At 60.8% G+C, this 16,985-nt stretch carries 18 protein-coding genes and 1 pseudogene; 11 read left to right on the top strand and 8 right to left on the bottom strand.

The features are described from left to right. Nucleotides 1-7: 7 nt before the first annotated feature. The 6 genes from pstA (at nt 8) to AC19YT_RS17680 (ending at nt 6,038) form a co-directional block, all read left to right on the top strand. Nucleotides 8-1,678 (top strand): phosphate ABC transporter permease PstA, encoded by a 1,671-nt coding sequence (gene pstA / locus AC19YT_RS17655; RefSeq protein WP_500610722.1) that lies wholly within the window; start codon nt 8-10, stop codon nt 1,676-1,678. 175 nt (nt 1,679-1,853) lie between these two features. Continuing rightward, nucleotides 1,854-2,687: a phosphate ABC transporter ATP-binding protein PstB gene (gene pstB / locus AC19YT_RS17660; RefSeq protein ID WP_095108653.1), complete on the top strand. Its 834-nt coding sequence runs from the start codon at nt 1,854-1,856 to the stop codon at nt 2,685-2,687. A gap of 117 nt (nt 2,688-2,804) precedes the next feature. Then, on the top strand, nt 2,805-3,566 hold the full coding sequence (gene phoU, locus AC19YT_RS17665; protein ID WP_095108654.1) for a phosphate signaling complex protein PhoU: 762 nt from the start codon (nt 2,805-2,807) through the stop codon (nt 3,564-3,566). A gap of 163 nt (nt 3,567-3,729) precedes the next feature. Continuing rightward, complete coding sequence (locus AC19YT_RS17670) at nt 3,730-4,626, top strand: response regulator (RefSeq protein WP_095108655.1); 897 nt, start codon at nt 3,730-3,732, stop codon at nt 4,624-4,626. Nucleotides 4,627-4,740: 114 nt separating this feature from the next. Beyond that, nucleotides 4,741-5,061, top strand: a complete 321-nt coding sequence (locus AC19YT_RS17675) for a hypothetical protein (RefSeq protein WP_095108656.1) — start codon at nt 4,741-4,743, stop codon at nt 5,059-5,061. An 80-nt stretch (nt 5,062-5,141) separates the two neighbouring features. Next, entirely contained in the window at nt 5,142-6,038 is an 897-nt protein-coding gene (locus AC19YT_RS17680; RefSeq protein ID WP_500610723.1) for a peptidoglycan DD-metalloendopeptidase family protein, read from the top strand. Nucleotides 6,039-6,047: 9 nt separating this feature from the next. On the opposite strand, the gene AC19YT_RS17685 is transcribed toward AC19YT_RS17680, so the two are convergent. The 3 genes from AC19YT_RS17685 to phoB all read right to left on the bottom strand — a co-directional run bounded on the left by AC19YT_RS17685 (nt 6,048) and on the right by phoB (nt 9,692). After that, on the bottom strand, nt 6,048-7,388 hold the full coding sequence (locus AC19YT_RS17685; RefSeq protein ID WP_095108658.1) for a hemolysin family protein: 1,341 nt from the start codon (nt 7,386-7,388) through the stop codon (nt 6,048-6,050). Between the two features lie 193 nt (nt 7,389-7,581). Then, a complete protein-coding gene (gene phoR / locus AC19YT_RS17690) occupies nt 7,582-8,865 on the bottom strand; it encodes a phosphate regulon sensor histidine kinase PhoR (RefSeq protein WP_256576582.1) in 1,284 nt (427 codons plus the stop codon). 137 nt (nt 8,866-9,002) lie between these two features. Beyond that, entirely contained in the window at nt 9,003-9,692 is a 690-nt protein-coding gene (phoB, locus tag AC19YT_RS17695) for a phosphate regulon transcriptional regulator PhoB (protein ID WP_095108660.1), read from the bottom strand. Between the two features lie 151 nt (nt 9,693-9,843). Between phoB and AC19YT_RS17700 the strand changes: the two genes are divergently transcribed. Continuing rightward, nucleotides 9,844-10,215 (top strand): COG4315 family predicted lipoprotein, encoded by a 372-nt coding sequence (locus AC19YT_RS17700; RefSeq protein ID WP_095108661.1) that lies wholly within the window; start codon nt 9,844-9,846, stop codon nt 10,213-10,215. Between the two features lie 103 nt (nt 10,216-10,318). Here AC19YT_RS17700 and ubiA read toward each other — a convergent pair whose 3' ends face one another. Further along, nucleotides 10,319-11,209: a 4-hydroxybenzoate octaprenyltransferase gene (gene ubiA, locus AC19YT_RS17705; protein WP_095108662.1), complete on the bottom strand. Its 891-nt coding sequence runs from the start codon at nt 11,207-11,209 to the stop codon at nt 10,319-10,321. Further along, entirely contained in the window at nt 11,209-11,760 is a 552-nt protein-coding gene (locus tag AC19YT_RS17710) for a chorismate--pyruvate lyase family protein (RefSeq protein WP_500599449.1), read from the bottom strand. The genes ubiA and AC19YT_RS17710 overlap by 1 nt, the downstream gene beginning before the upstream one ends. 215 nt (nt 11,761-11,975) lie before the next feature. Between AC19YT_RS17710 and AC19YT_RS17715 the strand changes: the two genes are divergently transcribed. The 4 genes from AC19YT_RS17715 (at nt 11,976) to AC19YT_RS17730 (ending at nt 14,384) form a co-directional block, all read left to right on the top strand. After that, a complete protein-coding gene (locus tag AC19YT_RS17715; RefSeq protein WP_500599447.1) occupies nt 11,976-12,143 on the top strand; it encodes a rubredoxin in 168 nt (55 codons plus the stop codon). A gap of 30 nt (nt 12,144-12,173) precedes the next feature. Further along, complete coding sequence (locus AC19YT_RS17720; RefSeq protein WP_095108665.1) at nt 12,174-13,322, top strand: NAD(P)/FAD-dependent oxidoreductase; 1,149 nt, start codon at nt 12,174-12,176, stop codon at nt 13,320-13,322. Between the two features lie 188 nt (nt 13,323-13,510). Beyond that, complete coding sequence (locus AC19YT_RS17725; RefSeq protein ID WP_095108666.1) at nt 13,511-13,786, top strand: HU family DNA-binding protein; 276 nt, start codon at nt 13,511-13,513, stop codon at nt 13,784-13,786. A gap of 214 nt (nt 13,787-14,000) precedes the next feature. After that, nucleotides 14,001-14,384: a helicase gene (locus tag AC19YT_RS17730; protein ID WP_095108667.1), complete on the top strand. Its 384-nt coding sequence runs from the start codon at nt 14,001-14,003 to the stop codon at nt 14,382-14,384. A gap of 6 nt (nt 14,385-14,390) precedes the next feature. Here AC19YT_RS17730 and AC19YT_RS17735 read toward each other — a convergent pair whose 3' ends face one another. The 3 genes and pseudogenes from AC19YT_RS17735 to AC19YT_RS17745 all read right to left on the bottom strand — a co-directional run. After that, nucleotides 14,391-15,449: a hypothetical protein gene (locus AC19YT_RS17735; RefSeq protein ID WP_500610724.1), complete on the bottom strand. Its 1,059-nt coding sequence runs from the start codon at nt 15,447-15,449 to the stop codon at nt 14,391-14,393. Between the two features lie 128 nt (nt 15,450-15,577). Continuing rightward, nucleotides 15,578-16,768, bottom strand: a complete 1,191-nt coding sequence (locus AC19YT_RS17740) for a DUF2515 family protein (protein ID WP_500610725.1) — start codon at nt 16,766-16,768, stop codon at nt 15,578-15,580. 101 nt (nt 16,769-16,869) lie between these two features. After that, a pseudogene (locus AC19YT_RS17745) lies at nt 16,870-16,985 on the bottom strand (IS30 family transposase); the annotation flags it as partial.

Here is a 16,985-nt window from a genome sequence, read left to right on the forward strand (position 1 = left end):
GAAGTCTGTGAAACAGAACTCCCTGAAAGGTTGGTTCAAGAGCGGCGCCCCGGGCGTCTGGATCAGCGGTGGCGCGGTTTCCATCGCGGTCATCATGACCATCGGCCTGCTGGCGGTCATCGCGGTGCGCGGCCTGGGCCATTTTTGGCCGGCCGACCTGGTCCACGCCAACTACGACGTACCGGGCCAGGCCAATCACCTGATCGTCGGTGAAGTGGTGCAGAAGGAAGAAGTGCCACGCGCCCGTCTCAAGAGCGCCGGCCTGCCGGTGCCCGATGACGGCCCGGAATTCATGACCCGCGAGCTGATTAAAGTCGGCAACCGCGACATCAACGGCACGGACTTCACCTGGATCGTCGGCGATTGGCTGACCAACCAGACCACCCCGCGCGAGCTGATGGCGCTGGAGCGCCGCGAGTGGGGCAACTTCTACGGCTACCTGGTCAACGTCAAGGAGGCCGGCAAGGTGGTAGCCGAAGGCGAAGCAGCCTGGCCCGAACTGCAAGCACGCATCGAGCGCGTGAGCAACCTGGCGGCCCAGCTCAAGACCCTGGAAAAATCCGATATCGGCGCCATCAACGCCGGCCTTGAGCGGGTGCGCCTGCACGGGCGCAAACTGGAACTGGCCGGCACCCTCGACGCCGCCGCCCAGGCTGATATGGACGCCGACCGCGCCGAGCTGAACAACCGCTACCAGGCCATCGAGGCGCAACTGGCCGACCTGCACGCCCAGTTCAACCGCGACAGCCTCACCGCCCGCGACGCCAACGGCAAAGAAATCGAGATCGACATCGGCAAAGTGGTGCATGCCTACCAGCCGAACGCCATGGGCACCCTCACCAAAATCGGCTTCTACTTCAGCAAGGTCTGGGAATTCCTCAGCGACGACCCCCGTGAAGCCAACACCGAAGGCGGGATCTTCCCGGCGATTTTCGGCACCGTGATGATGACCCTCATCATGGCCATGATCGTCACCCCGTTCGGCGTGCTGGCGGCGGTGTACCTGCGTGAATATGCCCGCCAGGGCACCATGACCCGGTTGATCCGCATTGCGGTGAACAACCTGGCGGGCGTCCCGGCCATCGTCTACGGGGTATTCGGCCTGGGCTTCTTCGTCTATGTGCTGGGTGGCTCGGTGGACCGTTTGTTCTTCCCCGAAGCCTTGCCAGCACCGACCTTCGGCACCCCGGGCCTGCTCTGGGCGTCCCTGACCCTGGCGCTGCTGGCGGTGCCGGTGGTGATCGTGGCCACCGAAGAAGGCCTGGCGCGCATCCCGCGCACCGTGCGCGAAGGCTCCCTGGCCCTCGGCGCGACCAAGGCCGAGACCCTGTGGAAGATCGTGCTGCCCATGGCCAGCCCGGCGATGATGACCGGCATGATCCTCGCCGTGGCCCGCGCCGCGGGCGAAGTGGCGCCGCTGATGCTGGTGGGCGTGGTCAAGTTGGCGCCGTCGCTGCCCCTGGACGGCAACTACCCGTACCTGCACTTGGACCAGAAGATCATGCACCTGGGCTTCCACATCTATGACGTCGGCTTCCAGAGCCCCAACGTCGAGGCCGCGCGGCCGCTGGTGTACGCCACGGCGCTGTTGCTGGTACTGGTGATTGCCACACTTAACCTGTCAGCGGTGTGGATCCGTAACCACCTGCGCGAAAAATACAAAGCGTTGGACAGCTGAAGCTGTTAGCGGCAAGCGGCAAGCTACAAGCCGCTTTTGCTCAAACCTTGTAGCTTGCAGCTAAAAACTTGCAGCTAAAACGTACGTTTAGTCACAAGCGGCCAGCTACAAGCCGCCTTTGCTCAAATCTTGCGGCTTGCAGCTAGAAGCTTGCAGCTACAAACGGAGTGCGACCATGCAACACGAAACACACAGCCACGGCATCAACATGTCGGCCCTGGGCCGCGACAAGCAGAGCCTGAACCTGGACCAGGAAACCGTGGCCATTGAAGTGCCCGGCCTGAGCCTGTTCTACGGCGAAAAACAGGCGCTGTTCGACGTCAGCATGAACATTCCCAAGCAGCGCGTGACGGCATTTATCGGCCCGTCCGGCTGCGGCAAATCCACGTTGCTGCGCACCTTCAACCGCATGAACGATTTGGTGGACGGCTGCCGCGTCGAGGGCGCCATCAACCTGTACGGCAACAACATCTACCGCAAGGGCGAAGACGTGGCCGAACTGCGTCGCCGCGTCGGTATGGTGTTCCAAAAGCCCAACCCGTTCCCCAAGACCATCTACGAAAACGTGGTCTACGGCTTGCGCATCCAGGGCATCAATAAAAAACGCGTGCTCGACGAAGCCGTGGAATGGGCGCTCAAGGGCGCGGCGCTGTGGGATGAGGTCAAGGACCGCTTACACGAATCGGCCCTGGGCCTGTCCGGCGGCCAGCAGCAACGCTTGGTGATCGCCCGCACCATCGCGGTGGAACCTGAAGTGCTGCTGCTCGACGAACCCTGCTCGGCACTCGACCCGATCTCGACCCTGAAAGTCGAAGAACTGATCTACGAGCTCAAATCCAAGTTCACCATCGTCATCGTTACCCACAACATGCAGCAAGCGGCGCGGGTGTCCGACTACACCGCGTTCATGTACATGGGCAAACTGGTGGAATTCGGCGATACCGACACCCTGTTCACCAACCCGGCGAAAAAACAGACCGAAGACTACATCACCGGTCGCTATGGCTAGTAGGGGGGCAGCTACGGGCCGCAAGCTTTAAGCGGCCAGTAAGCGCGGTTCAACGCAGCGCCACCGATCAACTTGCAGCTTGTAGCTTGTGACTTACAGCTTTTGCGGAGCAAAACCATGATTTCGAAGGAAGGTTTAACCCATCACATTTCCGCCCAGTTCAACGCTGAACTGGAGGAAGTGCGCAGCCACCTCCTGGCCATGGGCGGGTTGGTGGAAAAGCAGGTCAATGACGCCGTGACGGCGCTGATCGAGGCGGATTCCGGCCTGGCCCAGCAGGTGCGTGAGATCGACGACCAGATCAACCAGATGGAACGCAACATCGACGAAGAGTGCCTGCGCATCCTCGCCCGTCGCCAACCGGCGGCGTCGGACCTGCGGCTGATTATCAGCATCTCCAAATCGGTGATCGACTTGGAGCGTATCGGCGACGAAGCCACCAAGATCGCCCGCCGTGCCATCCAGTTGTGCGAAGAAGGCGAAGCGCCACGTGGCTACGTCGAAGTGCGTCACATCGGTGACCAGGTACGCAACATGGTGCGCGATGCCCTGGACGCCTTCGCCCGCTTCGACGCTGAACTGGCCCTGTCGGTGGCCCAGTACGACAAGATCATCGACCGCGAATACAAGACCGCCCTGCGCGAGTTGGCCACCTACATGATGGAAGACCCGCGCTCCATCTCCCGGGTACTGAGCATCATCTGGGTGCTGCGTTCGCTGGAGCGCATTGGCGACCACGCGCGCAATATTTCCGAGTTGGTGATCTACCTGGTGCGCGGCACCGACGTGCGCCATTTGGGCCTGGCGCGTATGAAGGAAGAAGTTGAAGGCACCAGCGCTGAAAAGGCTAATGTTCCGGGCAAAGCTGACGATAAGTAAGGTTGCCCAGTAAAAGCGCCCGGCCCTCTGGCCGGGCGTTTTTGTTTGCGGTTTTTGAATTCATAGCACCCGCGAACGAAAAAAGTCCCGGCGTGACTGAAGAGTTTTGGCGAATTGCCATCAGCCAGCGTTATGCTTGCCGGGATTTTAAAAGGGGTGGTCGATGAGTAAGGTCAGTGTGTTGGTGGTGGACGACGCTTCGTTCATTCGTGACTTGGTGAAGAAGTGCCTGCGCAACTACTTCCCGGGCATCAAGATCGAAGACGCGGTGAACGGCAAGAAGGCCCAGGCCATCCTGGCCCGCGAGTCGTTCGACCTGGTGCTGTGCGACTGGGAAATGCCGGAAATGTCGGGCCTGGAACTGCTGACCTGGTGCCGTGGCCAAGAACAGCTCAAGGGCATGCCGTTCGTGATGGTCACCAGCCGTGGCGACAAGGAAAACGTTGTCCAGGCGATCCAGGCTGGGGTCTCCGGTTATGTGAGCAAACCCTTCACCAACGAACAACTGCTGACCAAGGTCAAGCAGGCGCTGAACAAGGTCGGCAAGCTCGACACCTTGATGAACAGCGCGCCAACCAAGATGAACTCGGCGTTCGGCAACGATTCCCTCAGCGCCCTGACCGGCGGCAAGGCCGAAGTGGTCAAGCCTTCCGCCCCGGTGGTGCCGTCCAAGGGCCTGCTCAACAGCCCGCCGGTCAAGTCCGCTGCGCCGAGTGTCACTGGCGGTCGTGGCCAGGGCCAGTTGCGCCTGCCCAGCGGCACCCAAACCTGCGTGATTAAGGCCTTGAGCATCAAGGAAGCACTGTTGGTGGTTAAACGCACCGACACCCTGCCGCAGATCCTCGACAGCGCCGTGCTCGACCTGGAGCAGGGCGAAAACGCTGAAATCGCCCGCCTCAACGGCTACCTGCACGCCGTTGTCGCCCACGAGCCCAAGCCCGACAGCGAATGGCTGCAACTGACCTTCCGCTTCGTCGACCAAGATGCGCAGAAACTCGACTATATCTCCCGCCTCATCGCCCGCGGCACGGCGCAAAAGCACTTCGTCCCCGGCGCCTGACCCTCGTAGCAAGCGGGCGAACCCGCTTGCTACATGGACAGACATCCCTTGGGGCTTTTGCAGCGTGCCTGGTTCGCGCCATCATCAGGCCTTTGCGTTGAGGAGATGCCAGCGATGATCTGCGAACTGTGCGAGGGCGTGAGCCAAGGCTTTGTCGAGGGCGGGCGGCTAGTGTGGCTGACCCAGGGCATCCAACTCACCCAGGTGGCCGACGACGCCACGGACGAAGAACGGCGCTGCTATCAACTGCTGCTGGGCTCGGGGCTGGTGTGGAAAGTCGATCACCTGGACGAATACGGCCAACCCTGGCTGGCCCTGCAATGGAGTGCCGAGCACTGGGAAACCCTACGGCCCGCGCCCGGCAGCTTTCGCTGGGTGGACACGGGCGCGGCCTACCCGGTACTGCAATTGAACGCCGCCGCGCCGGCGTCCTGAACTTGCAACATTGGCCCCCTACGCTGATGGATTGCAGCTGCTAGGCTGCTTTCACGTCTTTTCTGACAGAGCGTCGTCCCATGTTCGCGCGCGTGCTTGTTTTCTGTGGTCTGTGCGTGGTCGCCAGCTCGGCGGCGGCCATGACGATCTACAAGTCCACCGACGCCAATGGCGTGGTTTCCTACAGCGACCGACCGTCACGCGGGGCCCAGCCGTTCGTGTTCCGCGACCGCATGGTCGAACGCCTGGAGCGCCAGGTACGCCTGGATATCAAGCAGCACAAGGGCGTGGACAGCGTGTTCGTGCGCAATGACCTGTACGCCCCGGTGGAAATCGAGCTGAGCTTTGCCGGGTTGAAGAATGTCAGCGGCGCGCCGCCGCGGCCCATCCGCCAGATCCTGCCGGCGCGCAGCAACCAGCGCCTGGCGCTGCTCACGGCCACGCGGGCCGGTAAGCCGCTGGCCTATACCCCACGGCTGCGTTACTCGCTGGGCGACCCCTCAGGCGTCGCCCAGGCCTATCGCTACTCGTTGCCCTGGCGGGGTGGGCCGTTTCGCGTGAGCCAGGGCGCCAATGGCAGCTACAGCCATTTCGGCGCCAAGAGCCGCTACGCCATCGATATCGCCATGCCCGAAGGCACGCCGATCATCGCGGCGCGTGGCGGGGTGGTGGTGAAAACCGAGAACGGCCAGAGTGGCCGCGGCACCGACCCGGCCGGCAATTTCGTGCGGGTGCTGCACGACGACGGCACCATGGGTGTGTACCTGCACCTCAAGCGCGGTTCGGTGAGTGTGCGCGAAGGCCAACGGGTGGCGGTGGGCAGCGCCCTGGCCCTGTCGGGCAACACCGGCAACAGCAGCGGCCCGCACCTGCATTTTGTGGTGCAGCGCAATACCGGGCTGGGGCTGGTGTCGATCCCCTACCAGTTCAACCAACCGTTGGGGGCTTTGCCCAACTTTGCGTTGGGCGGGCAGTGAGGGCGTTGATTAATCGAGCATCAACACCTTGGCCAGGACGATTTTCGGGCCTTTCATCTTTTTGATGATGATGCGCAGCCCTTCGACTTCCAGCACTTCTTCCTCTTCCGGCACCCGCTTGAGGGTTTCGTAGACCAACCCGGCCAGGGTTTCGGCTTCGATGTGGTCCAGGTCGATGCCCAGCAGGCGTTCGACCTTGAACAGCGGCGTGTCGCCGCGCACCAGCAGCTTGCCGGGTTGGTAGGCGAGGATGCCGCGCTCGGTCTTGCGGTGTTCGTCCTGGATGTCGCCCACCAGCACTTCGAGCACGTCTTCCATGGTCAGGTAGCCGATGACATTGCCGTCGGCTTCTTCGACCAGGGCGAAGTGCGAGCCGCCCTTGCGGAACTGTTCCAGCAACTGCGACAGCGGCAGGTGCCGCGAGACGCGTTCCAGCGGGCGGGTCAGCTCAGCCAGGTTGAACGATTCGGGGATGTGGTCCAGGGCCGCCAGTTCCAGCAGCAGGTCCTTGATGTGCAACAGGCCGACGAACTCGTTGCGCTCAGTGTCGTACACCGGGTAGCGGCTGAACTTGTGGCGGCGGAATTGGGCGAGGATTTCCTTGAGCGGCGCGTTGAACTCGATGCTCACCAGGTCTTCGCGGGAGTTGGCCCAATCGACCACTTCCAGTTCACCCATTTCCACGGCCGAAGCCAGTACGCGCATGCCTTGGTCGCTGGGGTCCTGGCCACGGCTGGAGTGCAGGATCAGCTTGAGTTCTTCGCGGCTGTAGTGGTGTTCGTGGTGCGGGCCGGGCTCGCCTTGGCCGGCGATGCGCAAAATGGCGTTGGCGCTGGCGTTGAGCAGGTAGATAGCCGGGTACATGGCCCAGTAGAACAGGTACAGCGGCACGGCAGTCCACAGCGACAGCAGCTCGGGTTTGCGGATCGCCCAGGACTTGGGCGCCAACTCGCCGACCACGATGTGCAGGTACGAAATGATGAAGAACGCGGTAAAGAACGACACGCCTTTGACCACTTCAGCCGATTCCACACCCACGGCGCTGAGCAGCGGCTCCAGGATGTGGGCGAACGCCGGTTCACCGACCCAGCCCAGGCCCAGGGAGGCGAGGGTGATACCCAGTTGGCAGGCCGACAGGTAGGCGTCGAGTTGGCTGTGCACGGTGCGCAGGATGTGCCCGCGCCAGCCATTCTGCTCGGCGATGGCCTCTACGCGGGTCGAGCGCAACTTGACCATGGCGAACTCGGCCGCAACGAAGAAGCCGTTGAGCAGAACCAGGACAAGTGCAAAAAGAATCATGCCGAAATCGGCGAACAGTGTTGCGAAGGTCAAGCCAGGGGAAGGGTCCATGATGGAGTTTTGCGGGTTCCGTCTAATCAAAAAGGGGGTGTTACGGGCCTGCTGAGCAGGCGCAAGTCAGGCAATGTAGCGGCTGATAGGGCGCTTGCCTAGTGGCCTTTAGGTGCTGCGGGCAATCTGGGCGACTTGCTGGCGGCCATCGCAGGCAAGCCAGCGCCCCCTTGAGGCTAGCGCCTTAACCCGCTCAGTCCGGGTCGGCCAGCAATACCCGCGTGACCTGCGCCGGGGCGAAATGGCAGGTGAACGTGCTGCCGTGGCCCGGCACGCTGCTGATTTCCATGCGCGCGCGGTGGCGCAGCAGCACGTGCTTGACGATGGCCAGCCCCAGCCCGGTGCCGCCGGTGTTGGAGTTGCGGCTCGAATCGACGCGGTAGAAACGTTCGGTCAGGCGCGGCAGGTGCTTGTTGTCGATGCCGATGCCTGAATCCTGCACGCTCAGGTGCGCGCCTTGCTCGTCGCCCCACCAGCGCACGCGGATGTTGCCCTCGGCGGGGGTGTACTTGACCGCGTTGAACACCAGGTTGGAAAACGCACTGCGTAACTCCGCCTCGCTGCCCTTGAGCGCCAGCCCGGGGTCGGCCTCCAGTGTGATGCGTTGGTTGCGTTGGCCGGACAAGGCCTGGGCGTCGTTTTTGATCGATTGCAGCAGGGTATCGACCGCCACGGGGTGGTTGTCGGAGGGGTAATCGGTGGCTTCGAGCTTGGCCAGCAGCAGCAAGTCGTTGAGCAACGTCTGCATGCGCCCGCCCTGTTGCTGCATTTGCTGCAAGGCGCGGCCCCAGCGCGGGTTCACCTCCTCGACGTTGTCGAGCAGGGTTTCCAGGTAGCCGCAGATCACCGTCAGCGGCGTGCGCAGTTCGTGGGAGACGTTGGCGATGAAGTCTTTGCGCATCTGCTCCAGTTGATGGATGCGCGTCACGTCGCGCACCAGCATCAGGTGTTCGTTGTTGCCGTAGCGGGTGATGTAGAGCTGGATACGCAGGCGATCGTTGGTGGGCGAGGGGATTTCCAGCGGCTCGGCGTAGCTGTCCTGCTCGAAATACTCCTTGAAGCGCGGGTGACGTACCAGGTTGGTCACGGGTTGGCCGCTGTCCTGTGGGGTCTTGAGGCCCAGCAGGGTTTCGGCGGCGCGGTTCCACCATTCCAGGTTGCCGTCGCTGTCGAGCATCACCACCGCGTCCTTGAGGGCGGCGGTGGATTCCTGCACGCGGTCGATCACCGCTTGCAAGCGCCCGCGCACCCGTTGATCGCGGCGTTGCAGGTGATAGATGCTGTCGAACACCTCGCCCCACAGCCCATAGCCATCGGGCGGTGGCTCGTCGGGTTTGTGCTGGCGCAGCCACTCGTGCAGGCGCAGGAGCTGCTTGAGAGTCCAGCCCAGGTACACCGCCAGGCCAATGGCCAGGCTCCAGCCGTAGTAGCCACTCATCAGCCCCACCAGCAGGCAACCGGTGGTTAACAGCAGCATGTGGCGGATCAGGGTGCCATGCCAATTCTGGTTCACTTTGAATCCTTCAAAGCAGCTGCAAGTTTTGAGCTGCAAGCTTCAAGTTAGAGCGATCCGGCTTTTTCTTGCCGCTGGCCGCTAACCACTCGCAACTGCCTTCAACCTTTTGTCGAAAAGCGATAACCAGTGCCACGCACGGTTTGCACCAGGTTCTCGTAAGCCTCGCCGAGGGCTTTGCGCAGGCGCCGGATATGCACGTCCACCGTGCGTTCTTCGACGTACACGTTGCCGCCCCACACCTGGTCGAGCAGTTGCCCGCGAGTGTAGGCGCGTTCCTGGTGGGTCATGAAAAACTGCAGCAAGCGGTATTCGGTAGGGCCCATTTCGGCGGGTTTGCCGTCGATGGTGACGCGGTGGCTGATAGGGTCGAGCAGCAGGCCGCCGACTTCGATCGGCGCTTCGCCATCAGTGGGGCCGGCGCGGCGCAGCACGGCCTTGAGGCGTGCCACCAGTTCGCGAGGAGAAAACGGTTTGGTGATGTAGTCGTCGGCGCCCACTTCCAGGCCCTGGATCTTGTTGTCCTCCTCGCCCTTGGCCGTGAGCATGATGATCGGGATATCCCCGGTCAGCTCATCGCGCTTGAGGCGCCGGGCCAACTCGATGCCCGAGGTGCCGGGCAGCATCCAATCCAGCAGGATCAGGTCGGGCTTGCGGTCGACGATGATGGCATGGGCCTGCTGGGAGTTTTCTGCCTCCAGGCAGTCGTAGCCGGCCATTTCCAACGCAACGGCGATCATCTCGCGGATGGGCGCTTCGTCGTCAACGATCAGAATGCTCCTGCCAACCATGCTCAATCCTCTTGTCATTTAACTGTCTTGCGCCGCATTAGATAACGGAATTATTGCAGTCGTGTGACAGTATTTTTGGCCCCCGGCGTAGGAGGGGTTCCTGAACTAAGCTTGGAGTCCGAATCCTCACCACCACAAAAGGACGGTTTCCATGACTTACTCCTGCAAAGCCCTACTGGCCGCCGCGGCGCTCATTCTCCCGAGCCTGGCGCTGGCTGCCGACCCGGCGATGAGCCAGGACGGCGTGTTGGTCGATCACCAGGGTATGACCCTCTATACCTTCGCCAAGGACGCCGACGGCAAGTCCATGTGTAACGACAAGTGCGCCACCAACTGGCCACCGCTGGCCGCCGCTGCCACCGACAAGGACATGGGCAAGTGGACGGCGATCAAGCGTGACGACGGCACGATGCAATGGGCCTATGGCGGCAAACCGCTGTACACCTTCGTGATGGACAAGCAGGCCGGGGACAAGACCGGCGACGGCAAAATGGACGGCGCCTGGAAAGTGGCCAAGCCGTAGCTTGGGTCGAGTCGCCGCCCGCTCCCACAGCTGAAGAGTGCCACCCCTGTGGGAGCGGGCCAGCCCGCGATAGCGATCTAAAACACGGCCCCGCCAACAGCCCTCAACGCACCCCGTAGTCCAGCACAATCCCGACGAAAATCGCCAACCCCGCCCAGTGGTTATGCAGAAACGCGCGGAAGCACTTTAGGCGGTCGCGGTCGCGGGTGTACCAGAACTCCCAGGCAAAGCAGCCGAGCGCCACCAGCAACCCGGCGTGGAACCAGGCGCCCAGCTCAAAAGCCGAACCGGCCAGCAGCAGGCAACCCAGGGCCAGCACTTGTAGGGTCAGGATAATGGCGCGGTCGGCGTCGCCGAACAGAATGGCGGTGGATTTGACCCCGATGCGCAGGTCGTCGTCGCGGTCGGTCATGGCGTAGTAGGTGTCGTAGCCCACGGTCCACAGCAGGTTGGCGATCCACAACAACCACGCGGTGGCAGGCAGGCTGCCGGTTTCGGCGGTGAACGCCATCGGGATGCCCCACGAAAACGCCGCGCCCAGCACCACTTGCGGGTAATAGGTGTAGCGCTTCATGAACGGATAGCTGGCCGCCAGGGCCAGGCCGCCGAACGACAGCCAGATCGTCGCCGCGTTGGTCAGCAGCACTAGCAGGAAGCTGATAGCCATCAGCACCGCAAAAAACACCAGCGCTTCTTTAGAAGTGATCTTGCCGCTGGCCAGCGGCCGTTGTTCGGTGCGTTTGACATGGCCGTCCACCTTGCGGTCGGCCCAGTCGTTGATGACGCAGCCGCCGGCGCGGGTCAGCACCACGCCCAACACGAAAATCACGATGTTGGCCAGGGACGGCGAGCCCTTGCCAGCGATCCACAACGCCCACAGGGTCGGCCATAGCAGCAGGTAGATGCCGATGGGCTTGTCCATTCGCGTGAGCTGGACAAAGTCCCAGGCGCGGGGGTTGAGGTGGTTCAGGGATTTGAGCAGGCGTTGGTACATCAGCTGTTCTCCTCGGTGGCGCAGGCGGCGTGCCAGAGGGCCGGCAGGAAGATTTCCGCCACCAGGACGCTGAGGGCGCCGCGATCGAACCGCGAACGGCGGCCCCACAAACCACTGGCCTGGCACTCGGCCGGCAGCCACTGGCGCGGGTAGTGGCAAACCTCGATGGCGCGCCGCTGGAACGCCTGGTCGCAGAACAGCAACTCGCCCAACGAGCGGCTGCCCAACTCGTCCATGTTCAAGCCGCCATCCTGCAAGGCACTGCGCGCCGCCACGCTACGGGCGAACACCCAGGCCTTGCCGTGGCCGCGCAGGTACACCTCGCGCACCCAGCCTTCGCTGCCGGTGGGCAGTTGCAGGGTGGCGCACTCGTCGTCGCGCAGCACCTGCCAGCCCTCGAATAGCGGGGTGACGCTGAAGGCGTCGTGGGAGAGCGCCGTCAGGCGCCGGGTCAGGGAGCCTTCGTCGAACAACCAGGCGAGGGTTTGCGCAGCGGGGAGGGGCGATAACTGGCTGCGGGGCAGCCAGACAGCGAGCATTGAATGCGGCACGGCGGGTCATTATTGGCAGCAAATGAGGCGGCGAGCTTAACATGCTGCCCGGCGATTTTGCCCGGTGGGCTGCGGTATGTGCGTCGAACGTGCTTGCATCTGTTGATCCCGATCAGTACAAAACGCCCTGAGCCGAACGGCAACCCAAGCCTTATCCCAAACCGTCTATCGACCGTTCGCGCCTGCAAAAGCCTGAGAAACCGAGGAAGTAAGCAATGAAGAAGTGGCAATGTGTGGTCTGCGGCCTGATCTATAACGAAGCGGACGGCTGGCCGGATGATGGCATCCTCGCCGGTACGCGCTGGGAAGACGTCCCGGCAGATTGGCTGTGCCCAGACTGCGGCGTTGGCAAAATGGATTTTGAAATGATCGAAATCGCCTGATTTCACTCATCCAACAACAAGGAGAAAGCAATGAGCGCACCTGTCGTCATCATCGGTACCGGGCTGGCGGGCTATAACCTGGCACGGGAGTTTCGCAAGCTCGACAGCGACACCCCGTTGCTGTTGATTACCGCCGATGACGGCCGCTCCTACTCCAAACCCATGCTCTCCACCGGTTTTGCGAAAAACAAGGAAGCCGATGGCCTGAGCATGGCCGAACCCGGCGCCATGGCCGAACAGCTCAAGGCCGAGGTTCGCACCCATACGCGCATCAGCGGCATTGACCCGGGCCACAAACGCCTGTGGATCGGCGAAGAGGCGGTGGCCTACCGCGACCTGATCCTGGCCTGGGGCGCGGAAACCGTGCGCGTGCCGGTGCAGGGCGACGCCGGCGAGTCGATCTTCCCCATCAACGACCTGGAAGACTACGCGCGCTTTCGCGCCGCAGCGGCCGGCAAGCGCCGCGTCCTGGTACTGGGTGCCGGCCTGATTGGCTGCGAGTTCGCCAACGACCTGATCCTGGGCGGCTACGAAGTGCAACTGGTGGCACCGTGCGAGCAGGTGATGCCAACCCTGCTGCACCCGGCCGCCGCCGCTGCGGTACAAGCCGGGCTTGAAGGCATTGGCGCGCGTTTCCACCTGGGGCCAGTGCTCAATCGCCTGCAACGGGTGCCCGAGGGGCTTGAAGCGCACCTGTCTGATGGCCAGGTGATTGCTTGCGATGTGGTGGTATCGGCCATCGGCCTGCGCCCGCGTATCGACCTGGCGGCTGCGGCAGGCCTGGTGGTCAACCGGGGCGTGGTGGTGGACCGCCACCTGCAAACGTCCCACGCCAATATCTATGCCCTGGGCGACTGCGCCGAGGTTGATGGCTTGAACCTTCTGTACGTGATGCCGTTGATGAGCTGCTCCAAGGCCCTGGCACAGACCCTGGTGGGCAACCCGACGGCGGTCAAATACGGGCCGATGCCGATCACGGTGAAAACCCCGGTCTGCCCGCTCGTGGTCTCCACCCCGCCACGGGGCGCGGAAGGCAACTGGACCGTCGAAGGCCAGGGCGGCGACATCAAGGTGCTATGCCGTGCCGCCGACGGCCAATTGCTTGGCTATGCCCTCACCGGCGCGGCGCTGATGGACAAACTGGCGCTGAACAAGGAACTTCCGGCGTTGCTGGCGTAAATACAGGTCGTTCTGTCGGATACACCCCGCTTTTGCGCCGACAAAGCACCCAAGTAGACTGGCGCCCCTGTCGGGCGCGTGCCATCCTCACACCCGTCTGCCGCAGCGTAGAGCCTGCGGTGCCTTGGCGCCGCCCTCCGGGGGCGGCACGGACATAACAACAAAAAACCGTCAAAGAGGCTTCACCTATGCGCAAACCAGATCTCGCAGCCGCCATCGCCGAAAAAGCCGATCTCACCAAAGAACAGGCCAACCGCGTACTCAACACAGTGCTTGAAGAAATCACCGGCGCGCTGCACCGCAAGGACAGCGTCACCCTGGTAGGTTTCGGCACGTTCCTGCAACGCCACCGTGGCGCGCGCACCGGCAAAAACCCGCAGACCGGTGAGCCGGTGAAAATCAAGGCCAGCAATACCGTCGCGTTCAAACCGGGCAAATCGCTTAAAGACAGCGTCAACCCGTAACTCCCCCGCGGTATTGAAAAGTGGGCACGCCAACCGGGTTGGGTGCCCATTTTTTGTGGGCGCGGATTAACCCCGGAGAGATTTAAATGCGTGACCTGGTAGTCATCAGCCGCAAAAAATACACCATCTGCGCCTAACGATCAGTAACTGTGGTGTTCTTTAACCAACTCGCTAAACTGCGCCGGCCGTTCATTTTTCTATTGAGGCTGTGCCCATGAAATTTCGTTTTCTTCTGTGGATGCTGGGTTTGCTGATGGGCAAAGCCAGCCGCACCAACCCGGCGTTTCAGCAGCAATTGGGTGACAAGGAGCTGGTGTTCCAATTACAGACCCTGGACGGCAAGGTGGCGCGTCACTTCCTGGTCAAGAACCAACGCATCACCAGTAAATCCGGGCTGTACCCGGAACCGGCGTTCGCCATCGCCTTCAAGGACGCCGCCTATGGCTTCGCCACGATGCAGGCCAAGAACAAGCAATTGGCGTTCATGACCGGCATTCAGGACAAATCGATCCAGATCAAAGGCAACCCGGCGCTGGTGATGTGGTTCCAGGGCCTGACCAAATACCTCAAGCCCCGCAAGGCCAAGCCCAAGGCATGACAGTTGTCACAGCCTCGGGTTGGATTGATCGGGACTCCACTGCCAGAAAGTCGTGCCGAAGTTGCTGTCGCCGATGGCGGGGAAAGGAGTGCCTTGTTGGAAGTAACGGCGGGAATTGACTTGGGGGGGGGTGAACCACCACCCGGACTGGGGGCAAAGTTCGCCGGCGGCTTTGCGTAACACCGGCTCCGGTGGCGCGGTTTGGGCTTGTTTTAGGGCTTCGGCTTTTGCCACGCTCTCCATCGAAGGCACGGGCACGCCCGTGACCATGGTGGGGTCTTGATAACTTTCCAGGATGGGTAAGCCCAGGGCTCGTGCTTGTTCTTCTGCCTTGATTCGCAGGAGTAAGGCGCCTGCTAGGGTTGTGGCGTATTTGGCGCGTGTGGCTTCGTTGGGATGGCTGGCGCCGCTTAGGCTGTTAGTTGTTTGGAGGATGACATTCAAATTGTCAAGAATACGTCTTTTAGAACTCTCTGTACGGAAGTCTCGCATATAGCGGACTTCCAATAACATGCCTTCGGCCTGCCATAGCCAATTAAAGTCCCCCTTGAGATTTTGCCATTCCTCCCAGGTAAGTTGATAGTTAGGGTCGGCCAAAAGTGGCGATATCAACTTCGGGTCCATGTCGGTTGTTTGTGTTTGGTAGTTGCTTTTGAAACGATAGGTTATACGTCCAGTTAGGCGGGGGTCACTCAGCATAATGTATCGTTGCCAACCGACTGCTTGAATGCTGGCCTGAAGATTCATTACTAATTCATAAACCTGCCGATCATATGCTTCAAGCTGCGGGTCAGTCATTTTTTCAAAAAGTGGAGCGTCGGGAAGTTCGATGCTCATATCGACTTCGTCCACCCCATAAGTGTCGCGGGCGTTGTCGTAGAAAAGGACCATGTAGGCATAGGGGAATATTAAACCGTATTTTGGATGCCTAAGCTTTGGCTGAGCATTTTGAGCTGTATAGAACAGGACGCTGTTCACCCCGGAGCGTTGAATGGAAAAATTGGCACGTTGGACAATGGCATCACCTTGTTCGCCTAATGCGAACTCGAGCACACGAGTATTCATAAGGGAATTCCTATAGTTGGCGGAAGACCTATCAGTTGATAAATAGGTGCTCGCAAATTTAACGATAAGGACAGATATTAGTAGCAGTCCGACGCCCAGTAACCACCGGTGCTGATGTCGACGCATGATTAGGCCTCCTTCCAAGCTGCAATTACCTGCATCTGCTCAATCATGTAGAGGCGGAACTGGCCGTCAAAATCACGACCTTTTGTCATCAGATAATGGTACTGCTTGAGGATGGCCATTACATATTTCATCCTTGCCTCTGGGTCGTAGAGTTTTCCCTGCTTCAAACCCATAGTGACCGTCACGTCTTCTTCCGTAAGCCCATAGGGCTGTAACTCACGAATTTCAATCTCCCGGGTAATCATGGGCGCGGCATTAAATACTAATGTCGGATCCTTCGTTCCCACCAAGTTCCAAAGCCTGCGCCCCAAGTCATTACTATCGATAGCCAGTTCAAACTCAGGGTGGCTATAAATCATCGCTTGCAAGTGAATATTTTGTTCGTGCTTCAGAAAGTGCTCGGCGCTTTTGAAAGCTTGGTCTTCCTTGAATCTATTAGGCGTCGTTTTTTCAGCTGTCTCATATTCTTCAATCCAACGAAACCCCTCTTTCAAAGGCGCTGTCGCCCTGCACTGATTAATTTCCGCCAACGCGCCTTTATCGTCGGTCAGGTTCATCTGCCAGTTGAGGTGGCGGATATCTAACTTGCGCAGGTTCTTTTCCATATCCAGGCGCAAGGAAGTGTTTTCCCCCAGGGCCCAAGGCATGGCTTGTACCTGTTGGGTGATGACCGGGTCGTAGGTGGTGACATCCCGGCAATCGACATCGCGAAAGAACGCCTCGCGGCCAAACTTGCGCCAATAGAGCATCCACGGGGTGATTTCGAGAAACAGCCAGAAGTTACCCTTGAGCAAGTAGTAGTAACTGACCCGAGACATGAGCCTGGCGTCGGCCATGAAATGATCGAATTTACTTTCAGCGAACTCGATGCCATCCACGACTTGCTTGGCGGCAAATGCGGCGAGGCCGGCCCAGTAAAAGCGGCCCTGATGTTCGGTGCCTTCATCGTCCAGGAACAGTTGGGCATAGTTGCCGGCGGTGCGTTTGGCGCGCCTTAAGGCTTTGGGCACCAAGACGTTGTTTTGCGCCAACAGGGCGATGCTTTGCGCTTGCACCAGGGACCATAGGTCGCAACAGGTGACAATAGCGTCTTCGGTGGCGCCTTCTTCCGCGCGGGTGTAGGCCTTTTTCAGGATTCGGCCTTTGACGTAGGTGACGCCTTCTTCGGTGTCGATAATCCAGGGTGTGGTCATGTTTACCTGCTTATAAGGTCGGGTTGGATTGATCGGGACTCCACTGCCAGAAAGTCGTGCCGAAGTTGTTGTCGCCGATGGCGGGGAAAGGAGTCCTGAATTCAACACATAAGTGCAACGCTCACCCCTGTATGCACTTCGTACGGCGTCTTCCAGCCCAAGCGCTTGCGCGGGCGTAGATTGATCCTCGCTACTGTCCGATTGACGGCTTCGACGG

This window comes from Pseudomonas sp. MF08875 (assembly GCF_059862525.1).